The following is a 19,704-nucleotide window of genomic DNA, read 5'->3' on the forward strand; positions in this document are numbered from 1 at the left end:
TTGCACTTGTTCCGGCCGGATTCAGGGGCGGAAACTCTTCCACGCTCCGTAAAGCCGACTCTGACCAGTGCCTTCGCTCAACGATATCGTGCAGTGAAGGGGGTGCCAAATCCTGGGCGGCACGCCCTGGTCCAAGCGGATCCAAGAGCACACACGGTGGCAGTGGATGCTGCAGGGCGGAGCTGCCCGGCGGGTGGTCTGCCGGAGGGGAGGATCGGCCTCCCCTCCGGAGGGGGGGAGGGATAATTCCGTGAGGGGAAAAATCTTCTTGGAAGGCGTGGTTCCGGTGGTCGGCGCGCTGGCCCGCCACCCTTGGGACGAGCGGGCCGGGAAAACACGAAAGGCACCTTCCCCGAGGGGAAAGTGCCTTGAACGTGCTGTTTCGCTGGTGGGCGATACTGGGATCGAACCAGTGACCTCTTCCGTGTCAGGGAAGCGCGCTACCGCTGCGCCAATCGCCCATTTTCATGGTTTGCAACTCACCTACTGGAGGTGGGGACGGGATTCGAACCCGCGTGCACGGCTTTGCAGGCCGCTGCCTAGCCACTCGGCCACCCCACCGCTACCCAACAAACAGACAGCCGAATGAATCCGGCCATGCAGTGACTTGCGAGCGGACGACGGGATTCGAACCCGCGACATCCACCTTGGCAAGGTGGTGCTCTAGCCAGCTGAGCTACGTCCGCAGAGGGAAACTTTCCAACACCAAAACCGTTGAGTTCGTTGTGTTTTTTCGTTTTCCAACGAGAAAAAACTCTATAGGACTATTTGAGGTTCGTCCAATCGGCTCAGCCGTCCGCTGCACCGCGCGGCACGGGAGTGTCGGCGGAGGGTGACAGACTTAAGCCATGACTGAACCGCTGCTTGCACATTCCACCGCTCACGGACGCATGTATGCGAGGTCGACGTCGGAGGAACCGACAGTGCCGTCGATCACGACGGTCATCGCTCAGGCGCCCACCTCCCTGGGCGGGTGGTTCGGGCACATGGCAGCCAATGCGCTGGCCAGTGATCCCCGGCTTCCCGGTTCCCTCGGCAAACCTGCCGAACTGCGGGTAGCCGTCCGTGACGCATCCCAGGCAGCGGAGCGGTACCGTGACGACGCCGCGCTGCGCGGCACCCGGGTGCACAACTACTGCGAACAGGTCGCACTGCGCGCCCTCGGGCGGGAGCACACGCTCGACGCGGCGCGGCTTGCGCTCGTGGAGAACGGCGAGGAAGGATTTGCGCAGCGCTTCGACGAGTGGTGGGAGCTCTACGATGTGCAACCGCTGGCGCCGGAGCTGACGGTCTGGAACACCGAGCTGGGGTATGCCGGAACCCTCGACCTCGTTGCGACGATCGGCGGCAGGATTTGCCTGATCGACTACAAAACGAAGAACACCGACCGCGATGGCTTCGTCAAGGGCCTCGACGACAAGGTGGTCATGCAACTTGTGGCGGGCATGAAGGCACAGGAAAGCCTTGTTGATCCGCACACGGGGGAGTGGGAGCCCTGGCGCTACGGAGAGGAGCCCCTGCTTCTCGGAGTGGCAGTGGGACAGACCGAAGTGCGCGCAATGAGGGCGAACCCGGCCGTTCTGCGGGAGCACTGGTTTCGATTCGTTGCCCTCCGGCGCGCATGGGCCGCAGGCATCGCCGCCGAGACCGCGGGAAGGGCGCTGCTGCCTGTCGGGCCGCCGCCCGCACACCCGGCGGCCGCACCGGCCCCCGCCGACGCTGACCGATCTCCGGCAGCGCCCGCCCCTGCGGAAGTGGAGCCCGCGAAGGCACCTGGCCTGGGCGGGGAGCCGGATGCACCGGGCCTGACTTCAGCTCCCGCGGAGGGCGGCGCTTCAGTGGCAGCGGGCCGGGGGAACCCTTCTCCGATCTAGAATGGCTTGAGGACCAGCCGGCCGTGAGGCCGGCACATCTACCGCGGCCCAGGTTCCGCGTTCCCCAGGTTAAGGATTTCCATTTCGATGGCTGTACTCAGTATCCGCATTATCGGAGACCCAATTCTGCGCACCCCCGCGGCCAAAGTCACCGACTTCGGCCCCGAGCTGGAAAAGCTGGTGGCGGACATGCGCGAAACCATGATCGACGTCCAGGGGGCGGGCCTTGCCGCCCCGCAGGTGGGGATCGGCCTCCAGGTCTTCACCTACCGCGTCGACGGGGTTGAAGGGCACATCGTCAACCCGGTTCTTGAGGTTGGAGACGAGATCCAGGGCGACCATGACGTCGAAGGGTGCCTTTCGGTTCCCGGACTTGGGAACCACCTTCCCCGCGCGGAGTGGGCGCGGGTCACCGGACAGGACGCAACCGGCAATCCCGTGCAGGTCGAGGGAACGGGAATGCTGGCCCGGTGCTTCCAGCACGAAACCGACCACCTTCGGGGCACCCTCTACATCGACCGCCTCACCGGCGAGGACCGGAAGTCGGCAATGAGGGCCATCCGCAGCGCGGGCTACAACGCCGTCGCCGGACAGACCGAGGCGCAACGCGCCAGGAGCCTTGGCTCAAGCTTCACCCGCCCCGCAGGGCCCGGCGGTTCCGCCGGCCGACCCCGGAACCCGCAGGGCCGGTCCCTGTGAGGATCCTCTTCGCTGGAACTCCCGCGGTCGCCGTTCCTTCACTCGATGCGCTCGCCCAGGCCGGGTTCGAGATCGCCGCCGTACTCACCCGCCGCGACGCGCCCGTCGGGCGGAAGAAGGTCATGGCTCCCAGCCCAGTGGCGGTGAGGGCCGCCGAGCTGGGACTGCCGACCATCAAGGCCAACCGCTTCGACGACGCCCTGACGGCGCACCTCGCCGACCTCCACCTCGACGCCGCCGCTATCGTCGCCTATGGCGGCATTGTTCCCGAAGCCGCGCTCGCCCTCCCGCGGCACGGATGGATCAACCTGCACTTCTCGCTCCTGCCGGCCTGGCGCGGTGCGGCGCCGGTGCAGCACGCAGTGCTCAACGGTGATGACATCACGGGAGCCTCGACCTTCCGGCTCGAGCGGGGCCTCGACACCGGGCCGGTCTATGGAACGCTCACTGAGACGCTTTCGCCGTCGGACACCAGCGGCGAAGTGCTCGCCCGGCTGGCCGACAGCGGGTCGGTGCTTCTCGTCCAGACGCTCAGCGCCCTGGATCAGGGGCGCATCGACGCCGTTCCCCAGCGCGGAGACGTCTCACTGGCGCCCAAGCTGACAATTGACGATGCCCGCGTCGACTGGAGCCAACCGGCACTTGCCGTGCGTCGGAGGATCAACGCCGTGACTCCCGAGCCCGGGGCCTGGACGCTCCTGAACGGGCAGCGCATCAAGGTCGGGCCCGTGCGGACGGTGGAGTCCGAACCGGCCGGCGCTCAGCCCGGAAACGGGGCTTCAGGACGGGAGCTGGCACCCGGGGAAGCGGCGCTCGAGGGCGGCAGGGTCCTGATCGGTACGGGGTCAGCCCCAGTTGTACTCGGTGAGCTGCAGCCGGCAGGTAAGAAAAGTATGGATGCCCGCGACTGGGCAAGGGGCGCCATGGCGCGCGGGAAGTTGGTTTTCGAATGAGTGCTGGGGAAGTCTCGGGACAGCGTGGAGGACCACCGCGGCGCCGCAATGAGAAGGGCCGCGAACGCAACCGGTCCGGTGAACGGAAATTCTCGCAGTCCGCGCCTTCGGAGCGGACCCGCCGGGCGGACCCTGCCCGGCTCGTGGCCTTCGAGGTGCTGCGCGCCGTTGCGGCCGACGACGCCTACGCGAACCTCGTGCTCCCTGCGAGTATCCGCAAGCACCGGCTCGACCGCCGCGATGCCGGTTTCGCCACCGAACTCGCCTATGGCGCACTGCGCGGGCAGGGAACCTACGACGCCGTGCTCGCGCGGTGCGTGGACCGGCCGCTCGGCCAGCTCGACCCGGCGGTGCTCGACGCCCTCCGCCTCGGAGTGCACCAGCTGCTGGCCATGAGGGTTCCGGCCCACGCGGCCCTCGACCAGACCGTTGGTCTTGTCCGCGCCGTCATCGGTGCCGGACCGGCCTCCCTGGTGAACGCCGTCCTGCGCAAGGTTTCGCAACGGACCTTCGCGGAGTGGATCGCCGAGCTCACAGCCGGCCAGGATGACGCGGTCAAGGTCGCCTCGATCGCTCACAGCCACCCCGAATGGATTATCCGCGCCCTCCGGCAGTCCCTTGCCGCGCATGGACGCGATCCGGCCGAGATCGACCAGCTCCTCGAGGCGGACAACGCCGCGCCCGTGGTGAACCTCGTGGCACTGCCCGGCCTCGGATCCCTGGATGAGGCGCTTGAGGCGGGCGCCGAGCCCGGACAGCTCGCCGAGGGATCGGCCTACTTCGCAGGCGGCGACATCGGCCGGCTCGCCGGGGTCCGTGAAGGGACCCTGCGCGTTCAAGACGCCGGATCCCAGCTCGTGGCCCGCGCCCTGGCGGCCGTGACGCTCGGCGGTGGCGGATCCGAAGGTGAAGCCCCGGTCCATGAGCGCTGGCTCGACCTCTGCGCCGGTCCGGGTGGGAAGTCGGCCCTGCTCGCCGCCCTGGCGCAGCCGGCCGGGGCCACCCTTGTGGCGAACGAACCGGTTCCGCACCGCGCGCAGCTCGTGCGCAACGCGCTGCGGCCCGTGAACAGTGAAACGTGGACCGTGCGCGTCGGCGACGGACGTGAGATCGGCCAGGAGGACCCGGAAAGCTTCGATCGCGTGCTTGTCGACGCGCCGTGTACCGGCCTGGGTGCCCTCCGCCGCAGGCCCGAGGCGCGCTGGCGGCGCTCGCCCTCCGACCTTGTCGCGCTCGCCCCGCTGCAGCGCGGCCTGCTCGAGTCGGCGCTCGACGCGGTGCGGCCAGGCGGCGTCGTCGCCTACGTCACCTGCTCCCCGCACCACGCGGAGACTTCTGCGGTGGTTGAGGACGTGCTGCGGAAGCGCAAGGACCTTGAGCTCCTCGACGCCGGTGCGGCGCTCGACGCGGTGAGCATCGGCGGACCGCTCGCCGCCGGCCATGGCCAAACGGCCCAGCTGTGGCCGCACGTGCACGGCACCGACGCCATGTTCCTCGCCCTGATCCGCAAACCCGCCTGACCGGAACCGGCCCTCGCCCGCGAGGACCGGTTCGCCCGCCACCGACCCGAAGGACCGCCATGGGAGCCTGCTCCATCAACCCCAGCATTCTTTCCGCCGATTTCGTGAACCTGCAGCGTGAGCTCGAACGGATCGCCACCGCCGACGCCGTGCACGTCGATGTCATGGACAACCACTTCGTGCCGAACCTGACCCTGGGACAGCCGGTGGTGAAGCGCATCCGGGAGGTCAGCCCGCTGCCCCTGGACGTGCACCTGATGATTGACGACGCCGACCGGTGGGCCCCGGCCTACGCCGAACTGGGGGCCCAGTCGGTGACGTTCCATGCCGAGGCGGCAACGGCACCGGTGCGGCTCGCCCGGGAACTGCGGGCCGGCGGCGCCCGCGCCGGAATGGCACTGCGGCCGGCCACGCCCGTCGAGCCCTACCTCGACATGCTCGGCGAGCTGGACATGCTGCTGATCATGACGGTGGAGCCGGGATTCGGGGGCCAGTCATTCCTTGAGCTCACCCTGCCGAAGATTCGAAAGGCAGCCCGGGCGATCGGCGACGGTTCCCTTCCCGTGCGGGTCCAGGTTGACGGCGGCGTCACCGAGGAAACGATCGTGCGGGCGGCCGAAGCCGGGGCAACCGTCTTTGTTGCGGGATCCTCCGTGTACGGGGCCGATGACGCTGCCGAGGCCATCGACCGGCTGCGGCGCGCCGCCGAATCGGCGCAGCCCTAGGCAGGAGTCCCGAAAGGCTGGTCGCGGTCAGCACCTGGCGGCGCACCGGTGACGGCGCTCCGGCGGGCCCGCCCGCGCGAGCCCAAGGCGGGCACGCGGGCGGTTCACCCGGGCGGGCCGGCCAGCGGCGGCGCGTCGGTGATGGTGATGCGCACCGACATCGCGTCGGCGGCGGTCCGGCGCAGCACTTCGAGGCGCGGGTCGGGAACGGTGATGAACGGCAGCATCGGAAGGGCCACGTAGCGCGCAAGACCGGGCTGGTGGAGCGCCTCGAGGGCGAGCTGCCGGTCGCCGCCAAGCTGAAGGCAGTCGACGGGATGCCCCGCCCAGACCGCGGCCGCCTGCTCCGCGGCCGTTGAAACGAGCGCCGAGGCCTGGTTCGCCCTCCGCCGCGCGAACCGCTGCTGCGACCAGCCGCCGGCCGCTGTGCGCGACTGAACGTACCGCGTTCCCGTCTTCGTCGCGAGGAGCGACCCGCCCCGCGCTGCGCCGACCGAATAGCCGCCGCGGCGCACCAGGAGCAGGCCCACGGTGCGGGGCGCCGACGCCGTCAGGGCCAGCGACTCAAGGGATGCCGGAGCGGTGGACGGGGTGCGGGTCAGCGGGGGAGTGAGCACCGCGCGGCAGCCGTTCGCTGCCGTGAGCACCAGGCTCCCCTCGGGTTCGTTCCCACCACCTCCCGCCGCTGCGGTGTAGCCGCCGTTGCGCTCTGCGAACCGTTCAACCCACCCGGCCAGACGCTGCCCCGGGACAAGGACCCTTCGTGTATCAGTCATCGGGCCCTTTCCTCTGCGCCGGTTGAGTGGACGTGTGGGCCCGGCTCAGGGCCGTCGGACGGTTTCGGCGCGCCGGCCGGTTCCGTCCGCGCGTCGGCTCCAGCCCGTAAATGTCAGGGCCGGCGTATGCGCCCTGCGGCCACGGGCGCCGGCGCTGCCGGTGTCCGTGCTACACAGTAGCCTTGGCGGTGTGAATGATCTATTCAGCGTGGACATGGAGGACCCGTCGGGTTCCGATGACTCCACGGCGCCCGCGGACCGCCAGGGACGTTCCGGGGCCGGCACTCCGGCGCAGCGCCCCCGCAGCCCGCTCGCCGTGAGAATGCGTCCGCGGTCCCTCGACGAAGTGGTGGGCCAGCAGCACCTCCTGGGCCCGGGCTCTCCGCTCAGGACCCTCGCGGGCGACGCCGCCGCCGGAGGGCCGGCCGGGCCGTCATCGGTCATCCTCTGGGGCCCGCCAGGCACCGGCAAGACAACCCTCGCCCACGTGATCGCGCGGGGGCAGGGCCGGCAGTTCGTTGAACTTTCCGCAATCACGGCGGGCGTAAAGGATGTCCGCCGGGTCATGGACGAGGCCCTCACCGCACGCGACCTCTACCGCAGGACCACTGTCCTCTTCCTCGACGAGATCCACCGTTTCAACAAGGCTCAGCAGGACGCCCTGCTGCCGGGCGTGGAGAACCGCTGGGTTGTCCTCATTGCCGCAACAACCGAGAACCCTTCCTTCTCCGTCGTCTCACCGCTGCTCTCACGCTCGCTGCTCCAGACTCTGCGGCCGCTCACGGAGGCAGACATTGCAGGGCTGCTCACCCGCGCCGCGGCCGACGAGCGCGGGCTGGCCGGCACGGTCACCCTGAGCGAGGAAGCCCTCGCGCACCTCGTGCGCCTTGCCGCCGGCGACGCCCGCCGGGGCCTGACCGCCCTTGAGGCGGCGGCGGGAGTCGCCACCTCGGCGCAGCAGGAACCGGACGGGCCGGTGATCGTTGAGCTCGAGCACGCTGAAAAGGCGCTCGACGTCGCCGCCCTGCGGTACGACCGCGCCGGGGACCAGCACTACGACGTCGCAAGCGCCTTCATCAAGACCCTTCGCGGATCCGACGTCGACGCCGCTCTCCACTACCTCGCCCGGATGCTCGAGGCGGGGGAGGACCCGCGCTTCGTCGCGCGGCGCCTGATGATTTCGGCATCGGAGGATGTGGGCATGGCCGATCCCACCGCGCTTCAGACGGCCGTGGCGGCGGCCCAGGCGGTGCAGCTTGTGGGAATGCCCGAGGCGCGGATCATCCTCGCCGAAGCGGTCGTCCACATCGCGACGGCGCCGAAGTCGAACGCCGCCTACAACGGGATCAACGCTGCCGTCGCAGACGTCCGCGCCGGACGCGGCCAGGGCATCCCCGCCCACCTGCGCGACGCCCACTACCCCGGTGCCTCCCAGCTCGGCCACGGCAGGGGATACATCTACTCCCACGATGAACCCCATGGAATCGCGGCCCAGCAGTACGCGCCCGATGACCTCGTGGGCAAGGACTACTACAAGCCGACCGACCGCGGCGCCGAGCGCGACATCGGCACGCGGCTCGCCAGGCTCCGGCGCATCCTGCGTGGCAAGTAAGCGCCTCCGGGGACTGCTAAGATAGCTGGTTGACTGGCAAGTAGCGCTGCGCTTGTGCCCATCCCCTCGGTTACCGGAGGGTCGGGCTGTGCGCTCCGCTGACTGTAGTACCGGGACGCGGCTACTCCCGGCTCTCCGCAAGAGGAGGCCAGCAACACAAAGAAAGTGCCCGGACGCGGAAGCGGCCCAGGCTCTTTGCCGCAGAAACAGTGAAAGGTAAACGTGGCTAACAACACACGTGCCCGCCGGAAGGTGCGCATTTCGCGTGCCCTCGGCATTGCTCTGACCCCCAAGGCCGAGAAGTACCTCGAGCGCCGGCCGTACGCGCCCGGACAGCACGGACGCGCCCGCCGCAAGCAGGACAGCGACTACGCCGTACGCCTGCGCGAAAAGCAGCGTCTGCGCGCCCAGTACGGTATCCGCGAAGCGCAGATGACCCGCGTGTTCGAGGAAGCCCGCCGCACCGCAGGCCTGACCGGTGAGAACCTCATCGAGCTGCTCGAAATGCGTCTCGATGCCCTCGTGCTCCGTGCCGGCTTCGCCCGCACCATCGCCCAGGCCCGCCAGCTTGTTGTGCACCGCCACATCATGGTTGACGGCGCCCGCGTTGACCGCCCGTCGTTCCGCGTCGCCGAAGGCCAGCTCATCCACGTCCACTCCCGCAGCGAGACCATGGTCCCGTTGCAGGTTGCTGCAGCAGGCGCCCACCGCGACGTCCTGCCCGCAGTCCCGGGCTACCTCGACGTTCAGCTCGACAAGCTCCAGGCCCGCCTGGTCCGCCGCCCCAAGCGCTCCGAGGTCCCCGTGACCTGCGAAGAGCAGCTCGTGGTCGAGTACTACGCACGCTAACCCGTGCGCCGGCGGAGGAATCCGCCGGACCTAACTGAACAGCTTGGCTCAATAGCCCGCGGCGAACGCCGCGGGCTATTGAGTAGGTAAGGTACATAGAGAAACCGGCCGCCCCGTGGCGGCCCCCCATTTTCCCTGTCTTAAGGAGACCGAACATGTCCGGTGGAGATATTGCTGGCCTCATTGCCGCCGGAGTGTTCGCCGTGCTCGTCGCCCTGCTGGCCATCCCCGTATGGAAGCTCGGCAAGGTGTTCGACGAACTGCGCGTGGCAATCCGCACGGTGAGCGACGAGACGACGCCCCTGATCGCCGAAGTGACAAGCACCGTCGGCACAACACACCAGCAGCTGAAGAACGTCGACGGGATCACTTCGAACGTCTCGGATGCCTCCGCCAACATCTCGGCCCTCTCATCGCTTTTCGCCGCGACGCTCGGCGCGCCCCTGATCAAGGTCGCCGCGTTCTCCTACGGCGTGCGCTCGGCCTTCGCCGGACGCAAATCACCGGTCCGGCGCCGCCGCAGCCGCTGACACCTTCGACGCCGGTCCGAGACAGGCCGGCGGTTATCCGACCAGAGCACCGCCCGAGGAGGCACCCATGATTAGAAGAGCCCTGTGGATGGCAGCAGGTGTTGCCATCGGTGTTCTCGCCGTGCGCAAGGTCTCGGCCGCCAAGTCCGCGATCGGCCCCCAGGGGATCAACCGGGCCGTCGGTGAACTTTCCGACAGCATCGCCGACTTTGCCGACGCGCTGCGCTCCGGCATGCACGAGCGCGAGTCGGACCTGCGCGCCGCACTCGGGATCTCAGCCGACGAACCCGCTGCGCCGGCGTCCGCAGCGAGCGCCGCCCGCCGCTGAGCCGGCTCCCGCGACCCGGAGCCCCCGCCCGCATTCCCCCCCCGCCTGACGAGAAGGATCTCCAACCCCCATGAAGTCCCACGAGATTGCAAGCCGCTGGCTGAGCTACTTCGAAAAGAACGGCCACACCGTCGTGCCGTCGGCGTCGCTCGTCTCCAGCGACCCCTCGCTGCTTTTCACCGTGGCCGGCATGGTGCCGTTCATTCCGTACCTCACCGCCCGCGAGCAGGCGCCCTACGACCGCGCCACGAGCGTCCAGAAGTGCATCCGCACCGCCGACGTCGAAGAGGTCGGCAAGACCGCACGCCACGGCACGTTCTTCCAGATGGCCGGCAACTTCTCTTTCGGTGACTACTTCAAGAAGGACGCCATCGCGATGGCATGGGAACTGCTCACCTCCGGCGTCGACCAGGGCGGTTACGGCCTGCCGCCGGAGAAGCTGTGGATCACCGTCTATCACGAGGACGACGAAGCCCTTGCCATCTGGCGCGACGAGGTTGGCGTGCCGGCTGACCGGATCCAGAAACTGGGCAAGAAGGACAACTACTGGTCAACCGGCCAGCCCGGCCCGGCCGGCCCCTGCTCGGAGATCTTCTACGACCGCGGACCGGAGTACGGCGCCGAAGGCGGGCCCGAGGCCGACGACTCCCGGTACGTGGAGATCTGGAACCTGGTCTTCATGCAGTACCAGCGCGGCGAGGGAACCAGCAAGGACGACTTCGAGATCCTCGGTGAGCTGCCCAAGAAGAACATCGATACGGGCCTCGGCCTCGAGCGCCTCGCGATGATCCTGCAGAACGTCGAGAACATGTACGAGACCGACCAGGTCCGCCCCGTCCTCGACAAGGCAGCCGAACTCAGCGGCCGCGAGTACACCAGCGCCGAATCGGACGACGACCCGCACCACACCGACGACGTCCGGATGCGCGTGGTCGCCGACCACATCCGCTCCGCGCTCATGCTGATCGCCGACGGCGTTTCGCCCTCGAACGAGGGCCGCGGGTACGTGCTCCGCCGGCTGATCCGCCGCGCCGTGCGCGCCATGCGCCTGCTCGGCGTCGAAAAGGCCTGCCTGCCGGACCTGCTCCCGGTCTCGCGGGACGCCATGAAGGGCGTCTACCCGGAGGTCGAACAGGACTTCGCGCGGATCAGCCGCATCGCGTACGCCGAGGAGAAGGCGTTCCTGCGCACCATCGCCTCAGGCACCGCGCGCCTCGAGGAGGCGGTCAAGGAATCCAAGGCCGCCAACCGGCCGCTTTCGGGCTCGGATGCCTTCGCCCTGCACGACACGTACGGCTTTCCCATCGACCTCACCCTTGAGATGGCGGAGGAGGCCGGACTCGCCGTCGACGCCGAGGGTTTCCGCTCGCTCATGCTCGAGCAGCGCCAGCGCGCTCAGGCCGACGCCCGCGGCAAGAAGGCCGGCCACGCCGACCTTTCGGTGTTCAACGACATCCTCGCGGCCGGGGAGACCATCTTCACCGGCTACGAGGAACTCACCACGGACGGCGTGGTCACCGGACTGCTGCGCAACGGACAGGCAACTCCGGTCGCCACCCAGGGCGAGGAGATTGAACTCGTCCTGGACCGCACCCCCTTCTACGCCGAATCGGGCGGCCAGGCCGCCGACGTCGGCCTGATCACCGGCGACGGGTTCGTCGTCGAGGTCCTTGACGTGCAGCGCCCCGTGAAGGGCCTCAACGTGCACAAGGCCGTCGTGCGGGAAGGTGAGATCACGCGCGGTGCCGCCGTCACCTCGGCCGTGGACCGCCAGCGCCGCAACGCGGGGGAGCAGGCCCACTCGGGAACCCACATCGTCCACGCTGCGCTGCACCAGATCCTCGGCCCCGAGGCCACCCAGCGCGGATCATTCAACAAGGCCGGCTACCTCCGCTTCGACTTCGCCTGGGGCGAGGGGATCAGCGCCGCGGCCAAGAGCGAGATCGAGGAGGTTTCGAACCTCGCCATCCGCAGCAACCACACCGTCGAAACCAAGATCATGCCCCTGGCCGAAGCCAAGGCACTCGGGGCGATGGCCCTCTTCGGTGAGGCGTACGGCGACAAGGTGCGCGTCGTGGAGATCAACGGAGACTGGTCCCGTGAACTGTGCGGCGGAACGCACGTCGATTCAACATCGCTGATCGGATCGCTGACGCTGCTCGGGGAGCAGTCGGTGGGTTCAGGAAACCGCCGCGTCGAGGCCCTCGTGGGCATGGACGCCTTCCGCCACCTCGCGGCCGAGCGCGCGCTCGTCACCGAGCTCTCTGAGATGCTTAAGGTTCCCTCGAACCAGCTCCCCGAACGGCTTTCCCTGACCCTGCAGAAGCTCAAGACCGCCGAGAAGGAACTTGAGCGGCTGCGCAACGAACAGCTCACCGCGGCAGCGGCCTCACTCGTCGACACGGCGGTTGACGTCGACGGGGTGCGCCTTATTGCCCACGACGCCGGAGCGGTCGGCGGCGCTGACGCCCTTCGGACGCTCGCCCTCGACCTGCGCGGACGCCTCGGCTCCGCTCCCGCCGTCGTCGCCGCAGCGGGCACCTCCAATGGGCGCCCGCTGATCCTCGTCGCAACCAACGAGGCGGCGCGCGCCGAAGGAGTCAAGGCAGGGGCGCTTGTGCGCACCGCGGCCGGAGTGCTCGGCGGCGGCGGAGGCGGGAAGGACGACGTCGCCCAGGGCGGCGGAGCCGACCCGGAGAAGGTGTCCGACGCCCTCGCAGCGATCCGCGCCGCAGTCGCGGCGCGCTGACCGGGCCGTCCCATGCCAGGAGACCACCCCGCGGGCCCGAAACTGGGCGTCGACGTTGGCATGGTGCGGGTAGGGCTGGCCGGCAGCGACCGTGACGGCCTCCTCGCAACCCCCATCCGGACCCTGAAACGGGACGCCAGGAGGAACAGCGACATCCGGGTCCTCGTCGAGGAGGCCCGCGAACGCGGCGCCGTCGAGGTGTTCGTCGGGCTGCCCCGCCAGCTCAGCGGGCGGGAAGCGGAGTCGGCCGCGATGGCCCGCGGCTACGCCCAACTGGTGGCCGACGCCCTCCAGGCCGCCGGCACGGACATCCCGGTTCGGCTCATCGACGAGCGGCTCAGCACCGTTTCGGCACACCGATCGTTGCGTCAGGCTGGATTGAGCAGCCGGGAACATCGTAAGGTAGTTGATCAGGTGGCTGCGGTTGAAATACTCCAGCATGCCATCGACATGCAACGTTCACTCGGACGGGACGTGGGGGAGCATGTCACCGCGCGTCAGCACAGCACACCTTCGGTTCCCTTGTTGGCCTCAATGGAGGAACCCGTCATTTCGGATAGCACATTGAGTGGGAAGGACCAGGAACTGTGAGTTCCCGTTACCCGCAGTCCCCGGCAGCCCATGACCCGGATGACCGGCACGCGGAAGGCGTCACCTATGAAGAGGAGCCTACGCTGGCTGAGCCGGTCGAGCAGTTTTTCCAGAACCAGGAATTGAGCCGCCGCGACCGGAACCGGAGGCCCTCCAAGTCCCGGCAGCGCCGCCGCCGCCGCCGGACCGTTGTCATGCTCGTCGTCGTCCTCGTCTTCGCAGGCGTTGTCTTCGGTGCCGCGATGATGCTGCGCGATGTCCTCGGACTCAATGACGTCAAGGACTACCCCGGGCCGGGAACCGAGGAAGTGGTCTTCACCGTCGCCGAAGGCGCCGGCCCCCTTTCCATTGGCGAGGGCCTTGAGGCGGCAGACATCGTGGCTGACTCCGGGGTGTTCGTATCGGCGCTCCAGGGCAAACTCGAGGGCAGGGAAGTGCAGCCCGGCGACTACGAGATGCGCCAGCAGATGTCTTCCGCCGACGCCGCCGCGGCGCTCCTCGACAGCGAATCGACGATGGTCTCCTACGCCGCCGTGGCCCGCGACCTGCGCCAGGGCGAAGTGTTCGCGATCCTCGCCGAGTCGACGGGCCTGCCTGCCGCGGAGTTCGAGGCGCTCAGCGCCAAGCCAGAGCAGTTCGGCCTGCCCAAGCAGGCACGCAGCCTCGAAGGGTACCTCCACCCGGGCGAATACCGGTTCGACGTCGAGGCGACCGCTCCGGAAATCATCAAGGAAATGGTCGCCAGGACCTTCGCCCAGCTCGAAGAGGACGGCATCACCGATCCCGCCGAGCAGTACCGCATCCTCACGATCGCGAGCATCATCCAGGCCGAAGCCGGAGAAGCCGATTATGCGTCGGTGGCCGGATCGATCATGAACCGGCTGAAGCCGGACAACACCGAAACCTCGGGCCTGATCCAGTCCGATGCAACGGTGACCTACGGGCTCAACCGCAAGAGCTACGACATCACGCCGGAGGAGAAGGCGGACAAGAAGAACCCGTACAACACCTACGCGAACCCGGGCCTGCCGGTCGGGCCGATCGGCTCCCCCAGCGAGGAGGCAATCGACGCGGCCGTCTCGCCGGCGGACGTGCCGTACTACTACTGGGTGACCGTCGACCTCGACACCGGGGAGACGAAGTTCTCAGAAACCCTCGCCGAGCACGCCCGCTATGTGGCCGAGTACCAGGCGTGGTGCGCCGACAACGCCGGACGCTGCGAGTAGGGGCTGCACCGGATGGGGAACGCCGCCGGGGCGCCGGCCGCCCGGGCGGCGGTGATCGGACACCCGATCGCCCATTCCAAGTCCCCGCTGCTCCACGCCGCCGCCTATGACGCCCTTGGCGTCGACTGCGACTACACGGCGCGTGACGTGGCACCTGAGGACCTGGCCCGCTTCGTGTCCTCGCTCAGGAGCGAGGACGGGTGGCGCGGCCTCTCGGTGACAATGCCGCACAAGGCGGCGGTGGCCGCAGCCACCGACTCGAACTCCGAGCTGGTGGAAACCCTCGGCGTGCTCAACACCGTCACCTTCAGCGGCGGTCCCGGGGCGGCGCGGCTCACCGGGCACAACACCGACGTCGCGGGTGTTGCGGGCGCGCTGCGCCACGCCGGTGCCGGCGTGCCGCGCGAGGCCGTCATCCTCGGCGGCGGCGGGACAGCCGCCGCGGCTGTCGCGGGCCTGCGCGACCTGGGCGCGCGGAGCGCGAGGGTCTACGTCCGCCGGGACGGCGCCGCGGAAGACCTCGGGCGCATTGGCTCCCGCCTCGGCATCCACGTCACCGGCCACCCCTGGGACGGCGCGGTGGAGGGGATCCGGGCCGCCGACGTCGTCATTTCCACCCTTCCACCGCACGCCGCGGACCCCCTTGCACGCTCCCTCGCCGCATCGCTCGAGGCCGCGCCGGCCGACCGGGCGGCCGGTGCACCCCCGCGGCTGCTGCTCGACGTCGCCTACGACCCGTGGCCGAGCGAGCTCGCCACGGCGTGGTCGCGTGCCGGCGGTCTCACGGTCCCTGGCCTTGAAATGCTCCTGTACCAGGCGGTCGAGCAGGTTCTCCTGTTCTTCCCCGAGGTTCCCGCCCTCGATGAAGGGGTCATAAACCGCATGTGTGACGCAGTCGGCGCACCCCGGCGCTGAACCGGTCCCCGCCGCATGGCAGTATTGGAGACATGTTGCGTTGGTTGACGGCCGGGGAATCCCACGGCCCCGCTGGAGTTGGAATCCTTGAAGGCATGCCCGCCGGAGTACCGGTGACCACTGCCGATATACAGGCGGCCCTTGCACGCCGGCGCCTGGGCTATGGTCGCGGTGCCCGGATGAAATTCGAGCAAGACACGGTGAGGCTGCTCGGCGGCATCCGCCACGGACTTACCCAGGGCGGGCCCATCGCCATCGAGGTCGCCAACTCGGAATGGCCCAAATGGGAACGCGTCATGTCCGCCGACCCTGTCGATCCTGAAGAACTCGAATCCCTCGCCCGCAACGCCCCGCTCACCCGGCCGCGCCCGGGCCACGCCGACTTCACCGGCATGCAGAAGTACGGGTTCGGCGAGGCCCGCCCGGTCCTCGAAAGGGCAAGCGCCCGCGAGACCGCGACCCGGGTGGCCCTCGGCACCGTTGCCGCACGGTTCCTCGGGGAACTCGGAGTGCACATGGTGAGCCACACGGTCTCGATCGCCTCGGTGTCGCTGCCCACGAACTCCCCGGTGCCCGTACCCTCCGACGTGTTCGCCCTCGACCAGGACCCCCTGCGTTGCTTCGACCGCGACACCTCTGAAGCCATGGTCGCCGAGGTGGACGCGGCCCACAAGGATGGCGAAACCCTCGGCGGTGTCGTCGAAGTTGTCGTGTACGGCCTTCCGCCGGGACTTGGCAGCTACGTCCACTGGGACCGCCGGCTCGACTCGCGCCTGGCTGCAGCGCTCATGGGCATCCAGGCCATCAAGGGTGTCGAGATCGGTGACGGGTTCCTTACCGCCTCCCGCCGCGGAACCGTTGCCCACGACGAGATCCTGCGCAACGACTCGGGCCGGATTGTGCGCGGGACGAACCGCGCCGGCGGAATCGAAGGCGGGATGAGCATCGGCGACACGCTGCGCGTGCGTGCGGCGATGAAACCGATCGCCACCGTTCCACGCGCCCTCTCCACGATCGACGTGAGCACCGGCGAAGCGGCAAAGGCCCACCACCAGCGCTCGGACGTATGCGCCGTCCCCGCCGCGGGCGTCGTCGCCGAGGCGATGACCGCCCTCGTGCTCGCCGAGGCCGTCACCGAGAAGTTCGGCGGCGACTCACTTGGCGAAACGGCGAGGAACCTCAAGAGCTACCTCGACAACATCCCCGAGTCCCTAGGGTCGGCTGCCTACTGATGCCTTCTCCAACGCGGCGCTTCGTGTTCACGGGGCCAATGGCGACGGGGAAATCCGCTGTGGGGCGGGCCGTCGCGGCCCGGCACGGAATGACCTTCATCGACACCGACCGCAGGATCACCGAGCGGCACGGCCCGATCCCCGGGATCTTCGAGCGCGGCGGCGAGGAACTGTTCCGGCGGATCGAGGCGGACATCGTGCGCGAAGTGCTCGACACCGACGCCGGCGCGCTCGTTGTCTCGCTCGGCGGGGGAGCGGTCCTCGACGCCGGCACCCGGTCGCTGCTGCGCGCCGAGTGCGTGATCCTCCTCGACGCCGACCTCGCAACGGTGCTGCCACGGATCCGCGGCGGATCCTCGCGCCCCATGCTCAGCGGCGACCCCGGCAGGCGCTGGACCGACCTCTACGCCCAACGACACCCTCTCTACCTTGAGGTCGCCGACATCGTCGTCGACACCCGCGGACGCACCCTGCGGTGCGTCATCGCCGCGGTGGAAGAGCTTCTTGACCTGAACGAAGACCCAATGAAAAGGACGCCCGGACATGGCACCTGAGCCCACGATCATCCCGGTAACCGGGACCACCCCCGAGGCCGCCTACGACGTCGTCGTGGGCCGCGGGCTCCTCGGCCGGCTCCCCGGAATCCTCGGCGAGCGGGTGCGCCGGGTGCTGGTCATCCACCCCCGGGCGCTGCGGGCGACGGGCGACACGGTGCGGGCCGAACTCGCCGACGCCGGATTCACCGCGGTCACGGCGGAAATCCCCGACGCCGAGGAGGGCAAGCACATCCAGGTGGCTGCCTTCTGCTGGCAGGTCCTCGGCCAGAACGACTTCACCCGCTCGGACGCCGTCGTCACCGTTGGCGGCGGCGCCGTGACCGACCTGGGCGGCTTCGTCGCCGCCACCTGGCTGCGCGGGGTCAAGGTTGTGCACCTGCCCACCAGCCTGCTGGCCATGGTCGACGCCGCGGTCGGAGGCAAGACCGGCATCAACACGGCCGAGGGCAAGAACCTCGTCGGCGCCTTCCACCCGCCGGCCGCAGTGCTGGCCGACCTCGACGCGCTCGACACCCTCCCGAAGAACGAACTCGTCACCGGCATGGCCGAAGTGGTGAAATCCGGATTCATCGCCGACCCGGTCATCCTCGACCTCATCGAGGCGGACACCGAGGCCGTTTCCGACGCCCGTTCCGACACCGTGCGGGAACTGATCGAGCGGACCATCGCCGTGAAGGCCGCGATTGTCTCGGAGGACCTTCGCGAATCGGGACGGCGGGAGCACCTCAACTACGGCCACACGCTCGGCCACGCCATCGAACTCGCCGAGCGGTACTCCTGGCGCCACGGGGCCGCCGTGTCCGTGGGCCTGGTCTTCGCCGCCGAACTCTCCCGCATGGTGGGCCGGCTCAACGACACCGACGCCGACCGGCACCGCACCATCCTCGAATCCCTGGGTCTTCCGGTCACCTACCGCAGGGACCGCTGGGCTGCCCTGCTCGATGGAATGCGCAGGGACAAGAAATCGCGCGGCGACCTGCTGCGGTTCGTGGTGCTCGACGGCATTGCCCGGCCGGGCATGCTCGAGGTCCCGGACACGTCGCTGCTGTTTGCCGCCTACCAGGAAATCGCTTCCTAAGGCCCCTCCAGCGACGCATTGCGCCCAGAGGGTAGACTTGTCTCTGGACTTTCACCGGGCTGCCCCGTGCCTGAGGCCAGACGCAGCCCTCCATTTCTCCGATCGACGAAAGTGAACCTGTGGCGACCACGAACGACATCAAGAACGGCACCGTGCTCAAGCTCGAGGGCAACCTCTGGAACGTGCTCGAGTTCCAGCACGTCAAGCCGGGCAAGGGTGGTGCGTTCGTGCGCACCAAGATGCGCAACATCCTCTCGGGCAAGGTGGTGGACAAGACGTTCAACGCCGGCCTGAAGATCGAGACGGCAACGGTCGACCGCCGTGACTACCAGTACCTGTACAAGGACGGCGAAGACTTCGTCTTCATGGACACCACGGACTACGACCAGATCACCGTGCCTGGCAAGACCGTCGGCGACGCCGAGAACTTCATGCTCGAAAGCCAGATGGTGACGATCGCCATGCACGAAGGTTCGGCCCTCTACATCGAGCTGCCGCCGTCCGTCGTCCTCGAAATCACCTACACCGAGCCGGGCCTGCAGGGCGACCGCTCCACCGGCGGAACGAAGCCGGCCACCGTCGAAACCGGCCATGAAATCCAGGTTCCGCTGTTCCTGGTCACCGGCACCAAGGTCAAGGTCGACACCCGCACCGGCGATTACCTGGGACGCGTCAACGAGTGAGTGCACGCAGCAAGGCCCGACGCCGGGCGCTGGATATTCTGTTCGAAGCTGAGCAGCGCTCGGTCACCCCGGTCGAGGTGATCAAGGCCCGCCGGGAAAAGACGGACATGATTATCGCCGACTACTCGGTCGACGTCGTTGAGGGAGTGCTCTCGCACGCGGAGGAGATCGACGAGTACCTCAGCACCTACTCGCAGGGCTGGACCCTTGACCGGATGCCTGCCGTCGACCGCATGATCCTGCGCATCGGCACCTGGGAGCTGCTGTTCAACGATGACGTCCCGGACGGCGTGGCCGTGAGCGAAGCGGTTGAGCTTGCCAAGATCCTCTCAACCGACGAATCCCCCGTGTTCATCAACGGACTGCTGGGCAGGCTTCAGCAGCTCAAGCCGACGCTGCTCGCCTAGGCGCGGAGCGGGCAACACGGCGCGCGGGAGAATTTCCGGCGGCTGCCCGCGACGTATGAGAGGCTGAGCCATGGCCACAGTCGACCAGCAGCCCTCTGCCACAGCCGCGCCTTCCGGGGCCGCCGGTCTGGAGAGGGCCCGTCACCGAATGGTGGAGGCGGTCCTGACCGCCCGGCTCGACTGCGAGAACGCTGAACCGAACGCCGATCCCGGGCGCTACGCCGAGGCGCAACGGCGCCTCTCCGCAGCAGTACGGAGCCTTGAGCAGATCGACGAGCGCCTCCACGAGGAGCGGCTGCTGCGACTCCAGGGGGCCTCGGACGGCGTTCTCGAGTTCTCCTGAATCCACGCCTGCCGTACAAGCGCAGCGCTCGGCCGGGTCACGCAACCGACCCCACGT

19 protein-coding genes, 3 tRNA genes and 1 pseudogene are annotated in these 19,704 nt (G+C 68.7%); 19 read left to right on the top strand and 4 right to left on the bottom strand.

What is annotated here, in order from left to right; genetic code table 11:
- Positions 1-386: 386 nt before the first annotated feature.
- The 3 genes from AC4D14_RS02870 to AC4D14_RS02880 form a co-directional block, all read right to left on the bottom strand.
- Positions 387-461 (bottom strand) — tRNA-Val (locus AC4D14_RS02870).
- A 26-nt stretch (positions 462-487) separates the two neighbouring features.
- Positions 488-561, bottom strand: a tRNA-Cys gene (locus AC4D14_RS02875).
- A gap of 51 nt (positions 562-612) precedes the next feature.
- Positions 613-686: transfer RNA gene (locus AC4D14_RS02880), tRNA-Gly, on the bottom strand.
- Between the two features lie 162 nt (positions 687-848).
- On the opposite strand from AC4D14_RS02880, the pseudogene AC4D14_RS02885 reads away from it, so the two are divergent.
- From AC4D14_RS02885 to rpe, 5 genes and pseudogenes are all read left to right on the top strand, one after another.
- A pseudogene (locus tag AC4D14_RS02885) lies at positions 849-1,709 on the top strand (cytochrome); the annotation flags it as partial.
- 252 nt (positions 1,710-1,961) lie between these two features.
- A complete protein-coding gene (gene def / locus AC4D14_RS02890; protein WP_490900063.1) occupies positions 1,962-2,573 on the top strand; it encodes a peptide deformylase in 612 nt (203 codons plus the stop codon).
- Positions 2,570-3,526 (top strand): methionyl-tRNA formyltransferase, encoded by a 957-nt coding sequence (locus AC4D14_RS02895; RefSeq protein ID WP_490900064.1) that lies wholly within the window; start codon positions 2,570-2,572, stop codon positions 3,524-3,526. Before def ends, AC4D14_RS02895 begins: the two co-directional genes overlap by 4 nt.
- Positions 3,523-5,046, top strand: coding sequence for an RsmB/NOP family class I SAM-dependent RNA methyltransferase (locus tag AC4D14_RS02900; protein WP_490900065.1), 1,524 nt, complete (start codon positions 3,523-3,525; stop codon positions 5,044-5,046). The genes AC4D14_RS02895 and AC4D14_RS02900 overlap by 4 nt, the downstream gene beginning before the upstream one ends.
- Before the next feature lie 59 nt (positions 5,047-5,105).
- A complete protein-coding gene (gene rpe / locus AC4D14_RS02905) occupies positions 5,106-5,771 on the top strand; it encodes a ribulose-phosphate 3-epimerase (protein WP_490900066.1) in 666 nt (221 codons plus the stop codon).
- A gap of 104 nt (positions 5,772-5,875) precedes the next feature.
- Here the strand turns inward: rpe and AC4D14_RS02910 are convergent, their stop codons facing one another.
- Positions 5,876-6,547 carry an acVLRF1 family peptidyl-tRNA hydrolase gene (locus AC4D14_RS02910; protein ID WP_490900067.1) on the bottom strand — a complete coding sequence of 224 codons (672 nt, stop codon included), beginning with the start codon at positions 6,545-6,547 and terminating at the stop codon, positions 5,876-5,878.
- A 190-nt stretch (positions 6,548-6,737) separates the two neighbouring features.
- On the opposite strand from AC4D14_RS02910, the gene AC4D14_RS02915 reads away from it, so the two are divergent.
- The 14 genes from AC4D14_RS02915 to AC4D14_RS02980 all read left to right on the top strand — a co-directional run bounded on the left by AC4D14_RS02915 (position 6,738) and on the right by AC4D14_RS02980 (position 19,647).
- Positions 6,738-8,159, top strand: coding sequence for a replication-associated recombination protein A (locus AC4D14_RS02915; RefSeq protein WP_490900068.1), 1,422 nt, complete (start codon positions 6,738-6,740; stop codon positions 8,157-8,159).
- 222 nt (positions 8,160-8,381) lie between these two features.
- Complete coding sequence (rpsD, locus tag AC4D14_RS02920; RefSeq protein WP_307083131.1) at positions 8,382-9,008, top strand: 30S ribosomal protein S4; 627 nt, start codon at positions 8,382-8,384, stop codon at positions 9,006-9,008.
- 155 nt (positions 9,009-9,163) lie between these two features.
- Positions 9,164-9,538: a DUF948 domain-containing protein gene (locus AC4D14_RS02925; RefSeq protein ID WP_490900069.1), complete on the top strand. Its 375-nt coding sequence runs from the start codon at positions 9,164-9,166 to the stop codon at positions 9,536-9,538.
- 67 nt (positions 9,539-9,605) lie between these two features.
- Complete coding sequence (locus tag AC4D14_RS02930; protein WP_490900070.1) at positions 9,606-9,866, top strand: DUF6167 family protein; 261 nt, start codon at positions 9,606-9,608, stop codon at positions 9,864-9,866.
- 70 nt (positions 9,867-9,936) lie between these two features.
- Positions 9,937-12,615, top strand: a complete 2,679-nt coding sequence (gene alaS / locus AC4D14_RS02935) for an alanine--tRNA ligase (RefSeq protein ID WP_490900071.1) — start codon at positions 9,937-9,939, stop codon at positions 12,613-12,615.
- 12 nt (positions 12,616-12,627) lie between these two features.
- Positions 12,628-13,206: a Holliday junction resolvase RuvX gene (ruvX, locus tag AC4D14_RS02940; RefSeq protein WP_490900072.1), complete on the top strand. Its 579-nt coding sequence runs from the start codon at positions 12,628-12,630 to the stop codon at positions 13,204-13,206.
- A complete protein-coding gene (gene mltG / locus AC4D14_RS02945; RefSeq protein ID WP_490900073.1) occupies positions 13,203-14,432 on the top strand; it encodes an endolytic transglycosylase MltG in 1,230 nt (409 codons plus the stop codon). The genes ruvX and mltG overlap by 4 nt, the downstream gene beginning before the upstream one ends.
- Positions 14,433-14,444: 12 nt before the next feature.
- Positions 14,445-15,347 carry a shikimate dehydrogenase family protein gene (locus tag AC4D14_RS02950; protein WP_490900074.1) on the top strand — a complete coding sequence of 301 codons (903 nt, stop codon included), beginning with the start codon at positions 14,445-14,447 and terminating at the stop codon, positions 15,345-15,347.
- Positions 15,348-15,379: 32 nt separating this feature from the next.
- Positions 15,380-16,579 (top strand): chorismate synthase, encoded by a 1,200-nt coding sequence (gene aroC, locus AC4D14_RS02955; RefSeq protein ID WP_490900075.1) that lies wholly within the window; start codon positions 15,380-15,382, stop codon positions 16,577-16,579.
- Positions 16,579-17,133 (top strand): shikimate kinase, encoded by a 555-nt coding sequence (locus tag AC4D14_RS02960; protein ID WP_490900076.1) that lies wholly within the window; start codon positions 16,579-16,581, stop codon positions 17,131-17,133. Before aroC ends, AC4D14_RS02960 begins: the two co-directional genes overlap by 1 nt.
- Complete coding sequence (aroB, locus tag AC4D14_RS02965) at positions 17,123-18,214, top strand: 3-dehydroquinate synthase (protein ID WP_490900077.1); 1,092 nt, start codon at positions 17,123-17,125, stop codon at positions 18,212-18,214. The genes AC4D14_RS02960 and aroB overlap by 11 nt, the downstream gene beginning before the upstream one ends.
- A gap of 119 nt (positions 18,215-18,333) precedes the next feature.
- A complete protein-coding gene (efp, locus tag AC4D14_RS02970) occupies positions 18,334-18,897 on the top strand; it encodes an elongation factor P (RefSeq protein ID WP_490900078.1) in 564 nt (187 codons plus the stop codon).
- The gene (gene nusB / locus AC4D14_RS02975) at positions 18,894-19,304 is read left to right on the top strand and encodes a transcription antitermination factor NusB (RefSeq protein ID WP_490900079.1); all 411 of its coding nucleotides are present in this window, start codon (positions 18,894-18,896) and stop codon (positions 19,302-19,304) included. The genes efp and nusB overlap by 4 nt, the downstream gene beginning before the upstream one ends.
- Positions 19,305-19,374: 70 nt before the next feature.
- The gene (locus AC4D14_RS02980) at positions 19,375-19,647 is read left to right on the top strand and encodes a hypothetical protein (protein WP_490900080.1); all 273 of its coding nucleotides are present in this window, start codon (positions 19,375-19,377) and stop codon (positions 19,645-19,647) included.
- The last annotated feature ends 57 nt before the right edge of the window (positions 19,648-19,704 follow it).

The organism is Arthrobacter sp. TJ-254, from assembly GCF_058269175.1.

Coding starts and splice junctions, on each gene's coding strand:
- AC4D14_RS02910 (WP_490900067.1), bottom strand. CDS start 6,547: ATGACTGATACACGAAGGGTCCTTGTCCCGGGGCAGCGTCTGGCCGGG.
- alaS (WP_490900071.1), top strand. CDS start 9,937: ATGAAGTCCCACGAGATTGCAAGCCGCTGGCTGAGCTACTTCGAAAAG.
- AC4D14_RS02960 (WP_490900076.1), top strand. CDS start 16,579: ATGCCTTCTCCAACGCGGCGCTTCGTGTTCACGGGGCCAATGGCGACG.
- AC4D14_RS02930 (WP_490900070.1), top strand. CDS start 9,606: ATGATTAGAAGAGCCCTGTGGATGGCAGCAGGTGTTGCCATCGGTGTT.
- AC4D14_RS02950 (WP_490900074.1), top strand. CDS start 14,445: ATGGGGAACGCCGCCGGGGCGCCGGCCGCCCGGGCGGCGGTGATCGGA.
- AC4D14_RS02980 (WP_490900080.1), top strand. CDS start 19,375: ATGGCCACAGTCGACCAGCAGCCCTCTGCCACAGCCGCGCCTTCCGGG.
- ruvX (WP_490900072.1), top strand. CDS start 12,628: ATGCCAGGAGACCACCCCGCGGGCCCGAAACTGGGCGTCGACGTTGGC.
- def (WP_490900063.1), top strand. CDS start 1,962: ATGGCTGTACTCAGTATCCGCATTATCGGAGACCCAATTCTGCGCACC.
- aroC (WP_490900075.1), top strand. CDS start 15,380: ATGTTGCGTTGGTTGACGGCCGGGGAATCCCACGGCCCCGCTGGAGTT.
- aroB (WP_490900077.1), top strand. CDS start 17,123: ATGGCACCTGAGCCCACGATCATCCCGGTAACCGGGACCACCCCCGAG.
- rpe (WP_490900066.1), top strand. CDS start 5,106: ATGGGAGCCTGCTCCATCAACCCCAGCATTCTTTCCGCCGATTTCGTG.
- AC4D14_RS02900 (WP_490900065.1), top strand. CDS start 3,523: ATGAGTGCTGGGGAAGTCTCGGGACAGCGTGGAGGACCACCGCGGCGC.
- AC4D14_RS02925 (WP_490900069.1), top strand. CDS start 9,164: ATGTCCGGTGGAGATATTGCTGGCCTCATTGCCGCCGGAGTGTTCGCC.